Source organism: Bacteroides sp. NSJ-48, assembly GCF_014287405.1.
GTDB lineage: Bacteria > Bacteroidota > Bacteroidia > Bacteroidales > Bacteroidaceae > Bacteroides > Bacteroides stercoris.
Genome location: NZ_JACOOD010000004.1, coordinates 105778 through 117515, shown reverse-complemented (window position 1 = coordinate 117515; position 11738 = coordinate 105778). Strand labels below are relative to the sequence as shown.

The following is an 11738-nucleotide window of genomic DNA, read 5'->3' as shown; positions in this document are numbered from 1 at the left end:
GTTGTCGGCTTGTCACAGCCTGTGCCTGCGGATGTAATAGTAGAAGAGGTGGCAGGCATCCGCCGCATTGTCATCCACCGGGACAATACCGTATCTGTCCTTGCAGGCCGCGACCATCTGCGTCTTGGTGGCGTGTCCGTCTCCCGTCGCCCATTTCTTGAGGACAGCCGGGTTGACGAACTCCGGTTCCGGGATATCCAGTTCATCGCACACTTCGAGCAGGATACCCCTGAGTTCCGAGAGCCGCCGCATGTCGTAGAAATGGCGGTTCACGCTCACATCCTCGGCCACGACGCGGCGGATGCCGTAACGACGGAGCAGCGAGAGCAGCGTAGTCCTGAAAGCGCCGTGCATCTTGTTGCCGTTGCGCCGTTTGCTTTCGGTGAAGTTCCATGTCCCGGCCTCATGCAGGGAGAAGTATCCGGTATGCGTGGCGATGTCCAGCGCCAGTACCTGCTCCCGGGTCAGTACGCTATTCTCCGAGTCTCGATTCGCCATTCTCTTTCACGATTACCAGTTTATGCGGATACCCTTCAGCCACATTCCCGTGCGAGACTACCAGCACGGTACCGCCGAGCGAGTTCAGCGCCTCGAACATGGAGGCCAGCCCCGCTTCATCGACCGCCTCGAGTATCTCGTCCAGCACGAGCAGATCCAGTCCCTTGTCCCCGTCGCAGTTGCTGTTCACGAGTTTCTGCATGGCAAGGATGGTCGCCAAATTCACACGGGCGGCTTCGCCTGCCGAAAACTTGCCGAACGAGCCGCAGTCCATGCCGTCGCGCAGCAGTGAGATGGAGATTTTCTCCCTTACCTTACCACTCTTGAGGACGGTATACCCGTCGAAGCGGATACGGATGTCGCTGCCGATGTCTTGCAGGAACTCGTTGGTGATACGGCTGAGCGCCTCGATTTTCGTGTTGGCCAGATAGGTCTTGAACTGCACGAACCGTTCCCGCTGTATCTCCAGGGCACGGACCCGGGCATCGACGGCCGTCTTGCGCCCTGCCGCCTCGTTGGACTTCCCGCGCGTTTCACGGAGAGTGTCCTTGAGCGATTGTATGAGGTCGGGTGAAGCCGCCTCATCCAGCTCCCGGATCGTGGCCTGCAAAGTGTCGATGGCGCAGGCCGCAGCCTGTATATCTTCCTTGCCTACCCGTATGCCGCGGTTCAGTGCGGCATTGCGCTCGTCTATGAATCCGAACACCTCGTCGAATACCTTGCGGCGGACACCTTCGATTTCACTTTGCAGGGCGGTAATTTCGGAAGCGATGCGTTTATGCCCGCTTTCCACCTCTTCCACGTGGCGGGTGGCATTCCTGATGGCCCGTTCGTGCCCGGCCAGCTGCTCCTCCCATCCGGTGCGTCTGCCTTCCAATATCCGGCGCTCATGGTTCAGCCGGTTCTGCTGCAACTCCACGGCATCCGTCTCCTCCTGCTTCTCATCGATACGGCCGTTGATTTCCGTGAGCTGCCGTTGACGGAGCTTCAGTTCCTTCATGCCGGCCTCGATGTCGAACTGTGGTTCTGCCACCAGAAACTCATGCCCGCAGAAAGGACAGGTGATGGAGCCGGCCAGTTTGTTCGAGAGGCCGTCAATACCGGCAGAAACGATACGCCGTTTATGACGCAGTTCCTCGATGCTGCCGGACAGGTCGCGCAGACGGATGTCGATTTCCCGCAGTCTCTCCGCAGTCGTATCGGACTGATCCCTGTATGCCTCACAGAATGCGGCATACTCCTTCTTGAACTGTTCCCAGCCGTCAGTCCTGTTTTTCAGTTCCTGTTCCGCCTGCTTCAAGACGGCATCGCAATCCTTCAGCCGCTCTGTGGCGGTCTGTAACCGTCCTTTCTTTTCGGCAATGACCTTGTCCCAGTCCGTCTGCCGGGCATCGGGAAAGAGGGACATCATTTCCGCTATCTTTTCCAGACATGCTTCCAATGCGGTATCTCCGGCTTCCAGTTCCTGCAAAGCCTCGTCCGCCCGCTGCACTCCGGCAAGCTGTTCCTCAAGCCTGTCCACGTTCTCGTGCCCGGTACGGATCTGCTCCCTCTTGGCCGCTATGGCCGTTTCCAGTCCCATGATACGTTCCACACGGGTACGCCCCCGCTCGGCTCCGGCTTCCTCCTCCTTGCGTATCTGCTCCTGTAACATCCCGATACGCCCGTCCAACCCGGCCAGTTCCAGTTCCACCTGCCGTTTCTTTTCAGAGAGCGGCACGATGTCTTCCTCCACTTTGGCGATGGCTTCATCCACCAGGATACCGTTGGAAAAGCGGTTGATGACCTCTTTCTTCTCCTTGTCCGATGACGAGAGGAAATCCTCATACCGGTATTTGGAAAGGATGAAATTGTTGAGCAGCTCGTCGCGTGTGATACCCAGTTTGTCAAGAATATACCGGTTATAGGCATCCACCGAAGGCTGTACCGCTTCATCGGTTACCACCTGCTTGCCGCCACGGTAAAGCGTACAGCTGACAGAGGAAGCCCCCTTGCGCGGGATACGGCGGTTGACGAGCAGTTCCTCGGCGGCGGAATCGTTGATGAAACGCAAAGCGATACGGCATTCTTCCGCTGCATCGTTGATAATCTCCTCCGAGCGTATCTTTCTAAGCGGGCTGCCCGTGATACCCACGGCAATGCATTCCAACAGGGCAGACTTGCCGGCCCCGTTCGACTGCTGGGACTCATTGTCCCGGTTATCGCCGAAAATCAATGTCGTCACGCCTTGCCGCAGCATGTAGGACAGCGAACGGAAGGCGCAGAGATTTTCGGCTTCTATCGTCTTTAATTTCCACATGATCTGTTTTCTATTCTAGATAAATACTCCAATCCCATCGACACATCCTCGATCTGTTTCTCCCGGCAGAAGTCCTCGTAGGTTTCCCGGATGCGGCGGCTGTCGAATTTCTCGAAGAGCGAAGAGGATACCGCCTCCGGCAGCTGCTCGTCATCGGCAACCAGTTCTACCTTCGCCGCTCCGGCTTCCAGCAAGGCGGCTTTGTCCACCGATTTCATCGCGGCGGCAGGTGCATGGACACGCACCTTGACCTTGTAGCGACCATCGGCCTCCATTTCACGCAGCTCGTCCATCAGGTGCAACCCGGCACGTTCCGCCGGCATATCCATGACACGGTACCGCATGTTCACGCGGTTCTTGACAAACTCGTACGTGCCGTCCGTATACAGCACCGTGTATCCTTTCTCCTCGTCCTCCCCGAAGTTATGCTGGCGCGAGGAACCGATATATTCGATTCCCGTCCCCGGAATGACGGTACGGTTGTGGTAATGGCCGACAAAGACCTTGTCGAAAGGAGAGAATATCCTGGCAGGCAGTTCCTTTTCCGAAGGCTGTGCCAATGCCCCGTTGATACCCTCATGGATGTAGAGGAAGTGCTCCGGTTCTCCGGAAAGCGCTTCCGCAGCCAATCGTCCGAGCCTTTCGGCAAAAGAGCCGTCTTCCGGAAAATAGCTCATTACATGGAGCGCGAACTTCCATTCCGGGCGGCACAGGGTCAGGTACTCATCCACGACAGTCACATTCGGATGCCGGTCGAAGACATGACAATATCCGCGCAGGGATTCCTGGTTCACCTTGTCGTGGTTCCCTTCCGCCAGCGTGACATGAATGTCATGGTCCGCGGCGGATACAAGCATATCCCTGACGGCCAGCAGGACATCGAGTGTCTGGGCGGCACGGGAAAAGAACAGGTCTCCTCCGACAACCACTTCCCGGATATCCCGTTCCCTGCAAATTCCCATGGCCTCCTGCCAGTTGGCCTGGAATGCAGGGATGTTGTCTTTCGAGATGTGGATGTCATTCAATAACAAAAGGCAGGGTTTGTTCTCTTTCATACTAAGTGATTGTGATTAGGACGGGAGGCCCGGATGCCTCCCGTCGGATTAGAATTCAAGAACTTGTGAAAGGCTTATCTGCGGTGGCGGGGACGCCCGGCACGCTCTTCCGTTTCCTCCGGCTGCTCTTCTTCCTCCCCGGGGACATCCTCCGGTTCGTCACTGGGCTTCGGACCCTCCATCTCGCTTTCGATCAGGTCGAGTAGTTCCCGGTTGCTCGTGGAGCGTGTGACACGCACGGAGAGCCCTTCCTGCTCGATGTAGCCGCGGATCATCGCACGCAGCTCCTGGCCTTCCTCGGTCTTCTCACCGAGTTCCTGCCGCTGAAGCTCGTCATAACGTTCGAAAAGGTCGTCCAGCGAGATGCCTCCGCCTTCACGCCCGTTTTCTCTGTTATCTTTCGTACGGCGGTCGAACGAGAACGCGGATATATCCTCCTTGGGCAGTTCACCGTCCAGCGTGTCGATGACCGTCTTCATTTCATCCGTCTCCATGAGCGACATGCCGTAGATACCGTCGCACTGTTTGAGGAACTCGACGGTGGCTCCCAGATGATAACGGGTGTAGCGGTAGATGATTTCCGGGATACGCGGCGCACCCATCAGGGCGGTCAGCTCCTCCTTGGTCAACGGTACCGGTTCCGATTCGTTGTCAATGGAAATGACATACTCGGTCTTGGCTCCGTTCTTGCGCTTTTCAATCTCCACCGGATAGGCGTCATACACCGAGGAAATCGGGCACGGGTAAGACGGATTCTTGGCCAGTTTCTTGCTCCACAGCTTGAACTTCCTCTCATCCAGATCCTTGAACTGGGCATGGGAAAGGGTCATCATCTGCACGCCTTTGGCTCGTTCACCCAGGTCGAATACATAGAGACAGTGGCCGTAACTGTATTTCAGACCGCCTCCGAACGAGCCCCCGGCAATCTTTTCCGCCAGTTTGTCGTCCCCGTCCTCTTTTGCGGCTTCGACGGCCATGCGGCGGTAAGTCTCGATGGGATCAACGCTATATCCGGCATCGGTAGCGCGGGTGACAGTGACATACATCTTTTGGGGCTTGTTCCCCGTAGCGGGTTTCTCCAGCTCCAGAAGCAGCTGGTGGACGGGATACTCATAGCCCGGACGTGTCGGCGAGCCGTCCGGATTGGGAGCGATGGGCAGGATACGGAGACGGTAAGTCCCGAACTTGTCCATGCGGAAGAACTCCGTACGGGCGAACGCCCTGTTCTCCTCCTGGGCACGCAACTGTGCCTCCTGATAAGATTCCTGAACGCCGAGGAACATTTCCTCGACAGACATGCCTTCCATGCCGTTGTTCTTTTCTTCTTCTTGCATAAACGCTTTGTTTTATGGATTTAAAAATGCCCGAAGAATGCGACACGGTATACCCGCATCGCAAAGAAACTGGTAACAGGACGGACGGGTTCGGTTGCACCGTCCGCGTTCAACTGATAAAATTGGGAGAGGATGTCTCGCTGACCGTATCCCGAAAGAGGATACTCATTTGACAATATGGAAAGGTCTTGCAGCGACCGTGGAATACAAAATTAGGCAAATTACCCGGAACAGCCATACATGTACATGAATGTTTCTCACCGGCATTGTCCTTCAGCGCATTACCGTTTCATTTTAAGAATGCTTTTAATCTCTCCGAGCAGTCTGTCGCCGCCCGGCGCGTTCCGCGCTTCGGCAAGCAGCCTCCTGCGGTTCCGGCGGATATACTCTTCTCTCTTGCGGCGGCATATGCCTTCATAGTAGGCTTTGCGCTCCGGCGTGAGCCGTTTCCCGCGCCGGCAATAGACCCCGTCCCGGCGGTACTCGTCCAGGTAGCGGCGGAACTTCGCCTTGCCGCAGGAAGGGTCTTTCGATGCCTCCGCCACCGACCGTATGACCTGCCAGTCCGGCTCGAAGGGCTGCTGCGTGGCGCATAACCTGCGGAGCAGATGATAGACTACCGGCATCTCATACCGGAGCATGAAGCCTATCCGTGTCTCGTCGAAAGGAAAGCGCTTAAGCGTCCCCTGCGGTCTTCCGTCTTCTCGCTTTCGGGGCTTCTGCTGCCGGGGAGACGGTTTCTTCTGCGGCTGCCGCCTGATTTTCTTCTGTTTCATGATGTTGCGGTTGAATGGTTTGCTGTACGGTTTCACGGACGGGAACGTTCCTGCGCTCCGCAATCCTCCGGCGGCTTTCAATATCGCCGTTTACATTGAGTTTATGTTTCATGACTATACAAAATAGGTGAAGTTGAGTTCTACATTGACATTGTACATACCGCGCTCGTAAAGCTGTATCCTGCGCGAACCGCCGTAGATGGTGAACGAGGAGCCCCGGTTGTACTTGTGGTCATCGTTCCAGTCAGCGGCGCTGCAGCGCACGCTGTATCTCGGGGGCTGTATCTTGTTCGGGATGACGGCAACGATGCCGCCCCAGTTGCTGCCGTCCCTGCGTGCGGTATTGATATACCCCTGTATGGACACGATATTCCCGATCTGGCGGATAAACAGCCCCTGGGTATCTGTTCCCGAGCCGCTGTTCTCCATGTGCATCCATCCCGTATCCGCCAGCAGGGGCTGGTATTCTTCCGCATAGGCGGCTCCGATAGCGCGGCAGGCCTGCCGTTTCGCCTCCGCTGTCGGCAAGGACAGGTCGGAAAGTTTGCCGTCCTTGCGCAGGTAGTCCTTGACGATTTCGTCTTTGGACAGCACGTCCAACTTGTTCCGCAGGAGCTGCCGGGCTTCCATGGGGGATTTTCCTTGCCCGGTCAAAAAGTCGATGTAATCCTGGAACAGGTTTTCAAGCGCGGCGAAGCGGGCGTCCGCCCCGACCTTGGTATACAGGTTCAGGTTGGTAGCGATGGTATCCTTTTCGGAAGCGTTGTAGCCGCCCATCAGCCGTTCCGCCTTTTTCTTGAGTTCCCTGACAACCTGCGAGGTCATCACGTATCCCTCGACCTGCGCGTGCGAAATGCCACCTTCATCTATGTAGGCGAACGAACCGGTCTTGATTTCCAGCAGTTTGTCCCTGAGTTCGGCTGTGAAGACAATGCCCTCGTAAGCGGAGTCAGTCCCGAGCTTGCCGTCCATCATCCGGTCTATCTCGGCCGTGGAATAGACTTCGAGGTTCTTGCGTGCCTTGCCCTTGTCCGGAAGGTCGGACAGGTTCGAGGTCTTGGCCAGTTTCAGCTCCCCGATACCTTTCTTTTCGGCATCGAGGGTATCCCTGACGGCCGCCTGCCGCTTTGCTTTCAGTTCGGCGGCTTCCTCTGCCGTCAGCCCGCTGATCTCGTCCGCCGTCAGGCGCACCAGCTCCTTCAATCCTTCGGAGATTTCCAGAAATACCTCCCCGGCTTCCGCTTTGGAATAGACATCGATATTCTTCCGGGCGGCAGCCTTGTCCATGACATCGGAAAGGTTCCCGTCGGCGGAGAGTTTCATTTTCAAAGCCGCCGCGACGGTTCCCGATGTGACATAACCTTCGCCGCCCTCCGTCAGTTCTCCGGTAGTGATAGCCGCCAGTTTCTTCCTGTATTCGGTCGTGAAGTCTTCGGTAGAGAGCTGTTTGCCTTCTACCACATCCACTTTCTTTCCCATCGCCTCCGTAAAGGCCCTGACGGTCACATAGGTGTCGGACACGGATTTTCCGTTGATTTTAAGCGTACCGAGCACATCCACCGCTCCCAAAGGGGCAAGCACGATGTCGCCCAGAACGTTCCTCAGCGCAAAACGGAAACTGTCAGCGGTGTCGAAACCGACGGTGGCGAGCAGCGCGGCGGCACTGTCACGCCAGGTAATCAGGTTTGTCAGCCTGGCATTGTCTTTCGTATAGGCGGTATTCTGAATATCGATACCCCGTCCGGTGCTTTGCAGGGAGAGCAGTCCGCCGACCTGCAGGGTGGCGGTACGCCCGATGACTTTCAAAACAGGTGTGGTGCAGGCTTTTCCGTCATGCACGGCAAAGTCACGGTATTTTGTTCCGCCGCCCTCCGTGCCGTGGTAATTGATACGGATACAACCCTCATCCGTCACATCCGAGGTGTTATAAATGTCGTATCCCTTGATGCGGACAGCCCCGATCCGGGCGTTTTCATTCAGCGAAGTACCGCAGGATATGCCGTCTTCCGTAACCCTGGCCAGTTCCTTGCCTTGTTTCATGAAACTGAACGTGCCGTCCGTCCGGATGACAATCTCGTTGACAAGCAGACCGTGCAGGTAGGCACCGATGGCGGCATGGCCGTCCGCCTTGACGATGCCTTTGAGCATGTAGCCGTTCCCGCCGCTGACGGAGACGGCGGTCTTGGAGCTGATTTCTTTCTGCCCGGTGAACGTTCCGGCCAGCACCAGATCCTTCTTGACGGTCTGCCGGGCAAAAGGTGTATCGAGCAGGACAGCATAGCGGCCGAAGAACTTGTCGATGAACCGGGGTGCATAGCTCTCCGTCACCTCGATGGCCGCCGGCAGTTTGTCAGTAACCGGATCGACCGTATCCGGGACAGCCTTGGCTCCGGCACAGAGATAACAGGTACGCCCGCGCTTGTTGACCTCATTGGCGTAGACCACCGATTCATGCCGGTTGATTTCGTATATATAATAGGGATAGACAGCATCGGCGCAGCCGTCGAAACGGCGTACCTTTCCGCCGAGCCAGACATAACCCGGGGAGACGCGGGGACCCTCGATCTCGCATCCGGAGATGATGAAGTCCGAGCAGCCGTCAAAAACGGCACTCATGCTGAGAGCCAGTTCCTGCAAGTTCAGGATATCGTCCGAGTAGGTATACCGTCCGCCGGTTTCCGCAATATATTCTTTCATTGTCCTGTATTCTTATTGGGGGTGTATTCGTCTTCGTCGATCTTGATCAGGTAGGTCTTGCCTGCTGTCTTATAGGTGTTCACCACATAGGAAAGCATATAGACCAGTTCCCGCGGAGGTATGGTGACGGGCGGGACGCAGACCATGAAGCTGACCTTGTTGATCAGCTTCTCTTCCGCCAGCAGGTAGAACGGACGGGGGCGTTCCGCCTCATTGTCCGTTGTAACCTGTTCCCCGTTGTACCATACGGTGAAAGGACGCTGGTATTCCGCCCCTTCGTGGTACAGGTCCACACCGACACTCGTGCTGTCCTTGATGAAGATGCGGTCCTTGCCGTCCTTGATGTATTTACCGAACCGGTAGTTCAGGAACCACTCGAAATAGATGACCTGTGAGGTCATGCGCGCCTCGATATGCCGTTCCCGTGCAAACGTACGGAACCGTTCGTTCAGGCTTTGCAAGGGATAGAGGCAGCTCTGCACGAAGAGGATGAACCGCCGTCCCGACAGGTAGTGCGGCACGAGCCGGTTCACCGAACGGTCTATGGGCAGCTTATATCTCATGGTTTTCGACTTTGAGCGTGATGGCTTCCCGGAAGGTCGGCAGTTCCGACTCCTCGTCCTTGCGCGAGGACTCTTTCAGGTAGCCCGAGGCGGTGTATGTCATGCGGCCGACACGTTGCAGGGGCTGGATTTGCCCGTCCGTATCGTGGCAAGCAATAAACACGCCCTGCTCGGGGATTGCCGTCTCGTCGATATAGACGTCTGTAACGTGTTCGGCACGGCGTATGGCATCCGTCAGGCGGGAGACATAGACCGCAGCGTCGAAGTCGATGCCCATAATGTAGTCCCGGATACGGGTCTCGATGCTGTCGTACATCTCCGCCTCGGGAACGGCACCATCGTAGAAGACCGTAAGACGCGGCACCAGCACGTCGCCTTTGGTCGAGATGACCTCGATGCGTGTGCCGGCGAATTTCAGCTTGCCGATATAGGCATTGATGGGCACCAGCTCCTCGGCGGGAATAGCTTCCAGATGTCCTTTCGTGCCGGTAGCGATTTTCAGTACCAGCTTGCTGTCGAGGTTGCTGTCGTCCGTGCTCTCCACATAGGAGACCTGCGTAATGATGCGTTTGGTCTCATCGACCTGGGCATACCCGAAAGCCAGTCCGTCCTCGCGGACGGTCAGCTCGTCGCCCTGCTGGTATTGCAGCAGCGCATTGGCGTAGTAGTCCGGCGTGCCGTTGATCCGGTTGTTGATGGCTTCCGAGATATCCACCGCGAAGACATCAAGCAGCGTCTCGAAACTGTAGATGACAGCGGCTACGGTCCATAGGATACCGTTCATGACAGACAGCTTCGAGTCGCTGGCGAACTCCGTCAGTTCCAGCCGCCGGTTGCGTTCCTGCACGGCTTCATTGTATATCTCCTTAATCGTCCGGCTCATTCCACTGTATAGGTTATATCGTCGATAATGAATTTCCACGCGCCACCCTCATTCCAGGCCTCCTCGTGCAGGATGACCCATACGGCTTCCATGCCCGAGGCGATACGGTAGCGCCCCGTTTCGGTATCCCGGTCCGGCTCCCGATAGGTTCCCGTCGGGGCTGTAGGTAAAATGACCGTGCAATTCCGTCGGTCGCCGTAATGTTCCACAAGGGTTGTCAGGTAATGATCTATGACTGTCGGTTTCAGTCGGGCGGCGGAGAGGTCGAGTGTCATCAGTTCCCGGCATTCGGCAAGCGGTGCAAGATCGGCCAACGCGCAATTCGACAGGTTCAGGCTGTAGGTTCCGGAAAGCAGCCGCAGGCTCTCCAAGGAGAGTGTGGCGTGCGTGAGCGTCAGCTCCTCCACCGGCAGTGTCTGCACCAGTACCAACGACCGCGGTTTGAGCCCGCTCCAGTCGATACTCCGGAAGCAGGCATCGGTAAACCAACGGATACGACGCCTGTCCCTGACTTTGTTGTCGAAGGTATGGGTGAGCAGCTGCGGCGTGTCCGCGAGGAGGACGGTCTCGGTGTCGCTGTTGTCGCCCCAGTCGATTTCCAGCTGTCCCGCACCGGAAACGGCACACTGCACGGTGATGATCCCGGCAGCGAGCGTGAGGACGACAGCAAGCGGCAAGGTGAACGTTTTGGGATAGACATGCCGTTCACCGTTAGCGGGGACGATGCCGTGCAACCCGTTATAGGCGACTACATCGGCGCGGATAACGAAATCGTCCGTGTAGACAAGTTCCCGGCCGGCAGTCAATGTCGTGGCGAAGGAGAGATCGGGGTTGTTGATGAGCAAATCCACGACTCCCTCGATGCTGCCGTACAGGTACAGGGCCACATCGTAGATATTCTGTCCGGCTACGACCCTGTACTTACCCATCGTTCTCCTCCTTTTCCTCGGTTTCTAAAAGCAGCTCTCCCGTGGCAGAATCCATATAGGCATTCTTGATGACGACCTTGTCCGACAGGAATTCCGACTGCAGTTTGGCGGCAAGACCGTTGTTTTCCAGACTCGAATGCAGGTAGTCGACGAGGCCGACACCTGTCGTAGAATGTTGGTAGAGATTTCCGGCTGAAGCTTTCAGCAGAAACGTCTCGTTCTGGGCTTTGGCGGCTCCTATTTCGAAGTCGGTCTCTGAGCCGCTGTACACGGCAAGGTAACCGTCCCGTGACAGCAGGTTGTAGACTCCCTTCTCATTGAGGGAGAAAAATGCGGCCAGGGCGATATCGGCCGTGCCGGCTTCCGTCTCCGCCACGACGGGAAACCAATGTTTGCCCGTCGCAGGATTTCTCAGGTACTCCGTGCCGCCCGAACCGCTTTCCATAACCAGACGGACCGTCAGGCGGCGCATGTCGGGCGTATAGGGAATCCTGACATGGAACCCTTTGCCGTCGTTATACGTGTACACGAAGCCGACGGGGACGGTAATCTCTCCGTAGCGGAAGGTGTCGTTGTCCGCACCCGCGACGGCATCGAGCAGGCGGAAGTCGTAGAAACTCTTGCCGGCGATATTGCCGGAAGTCTCCACCTCACCGTATTCGGCGTCCATTGTTATGTCCTGTCTTGCCATGAACGATACTTCA

At 56.8% G+C, this 11738-nt stretch carries 11 protein-coding genes; 1 reads left to right on the top strand and 10 read right to left on the bottom strand.

What is annotated here, in order from left to right; translation table 11 throughout:
* Positions 1-12: 12 nt before the first annotated feature.
* The 4 genes from H8S52_RS03360 to H8S52_RS03345 all read right to left on the bottom strand — a co-directional run bounded on the left by H8S52_RS03360 (position 13) and on the right by H8S52_RS03345 (position 5186).
* A complete protein-coding gene (locus H8S52_RS03360; protein WP_004293563.1) occupies positions 13-498 on the bottom strand; it encodes a crossover junction endodeoxyribonuclease RuvC in 486 nt (161 codons plus the stop codon).
* A complete protein-coding gene (locus tag H8S52_RS03355) occupies positions 473-2797 on the bottom strand; it encodes a hypothetical protein (protein WP_004293564.1) in 2325 nt (774 codons plus the stop codon). The genes H8S52_RS03360 and H8S52_RS03355 overlap by 26 nt, the downstream gene beginning before the upstream one ends.
* Positions 2785-3852, bottom strand: a complete 1068-nt coding sequence (locus H8S52_RS03350; RefSeq protein WP_004293565.1) for a phosphoesterase — start codon at positions 3850-3852, stop codon at positions 2785-2787. Before H8S52_RS03350 ends, H8S52_RS03355 begins: the two co-directional genes overlap by 13 nt.
* A 74-nt stretch (positions 3853-3926) precedes the next feature.
* On the bottom strand, positions 3927-5186 hold the full coding sequence (locus H8S52_RS03345) for a hypothetical protein (RefSeq protein WP_004293566.1): 1260 nt from the start codon (positions 5184-5186) through the stop codon (positions 3927-3929).
* 14 nt (positions 5187-5200) lie between these two features.
* Here H8S52_RS03345 and H8S52_RS03340 point away from each other — a divergent pair, with 14 nt between their 5' ends.
* A complete protein-coding gene (locus H8S52_RS03340) occupies positions 5201-5359 on the top strand; it encodes a hypothetical protein (protein ID WP_008672739.1) in 159 nt (52 codons plus the stop codon).
* A 108-nt stretch (positions 5360-5467) separates the two neighbouring features.
* Here the strand turns inward: H8S52_RS03340 and H8S52_RS03335 are convergent, their stop codons facing one another.
* The 6 genes from H8S52_RS03335 to H8S52_RS03310 form a co-directional block, all read right to left on the bottom strand.
* Positions 5468-5962 (bottom strand): hypothetical protein, encoded by a 495-nt coding sequence (locus H8S52_RS03335; RefSeq protein ID WP_017140885.1) that lies wholly within the window; start codon positions 5960-5962, stop codon positions 5468-5470.
* A 114-nt stretch (positions 5963-6076) separates the two neighbouring features.
* On the bottom strand, positions 6077-8659 hold the full coding sequence (locus H8S52_RS03330; protein ID WP_117513712.1) for a hypothetical protein: 2583 nt from the start codon (positions 8657-8659) through the stop codon (positions 6077-6079).
* Positions 8656-9222: a hypothetical protein gene (locus H8S52_RS03325; RefSeq protein WP_004293571.1), complete on the bottom strand. Its 567-nt coding sequence runs from the start codon at positions 9220-9222 to the stop codon at positions 8656-8658. The genes H8S52_RS03330 and H8S52_RS03325 overlap by 4 nt, the downstream gene beginning before the upstream one ends.
* Entirely contained in the window at positions 9212-10105 is an 894-nt protein-coding gene (locus tag H8S52_RS03320; protein WP_004293574.1) for a hypothetical protein, read from the bottom strand. The genes H8S52_RS03325 and H8S52_RS03320 overlap by 11 nt, the downstream gene beginning before the upstream one ends.
* Positions 10102-11034 carry a hypothetical protein gene (locus tag H8S52_RS03315; RefSeq protein ID WP_004293575.1) on the bottom strand — a complete coding sequence of 311 codons (933 nt, stop codon included), beginning with the start codon at positions 11032-11034 and terminating at the stop codon, positions 10102-10104. The genes H8S52_RS03320 and H8S52_RS03315 overlap by 4 nt, the downstream gene beginning before the upstream one ends.
* On the bottom strand, positions 11027-11704 hold the full coding sequence (locus H8S52_RS03310; protein ID WP_004293576.1) for a hypothetical protein: 678 nt from the start codon (positions 11702-11704) through the stop codon (positions 11027-11029). The genes H8S52_RS03315 and H8S52_RS03310 overlap by 8 nt, the downstream gene beginning before the upstream one ends.
* Between the last annotated feature and the right edge of the window lie 34 nt (positions 11705-11738).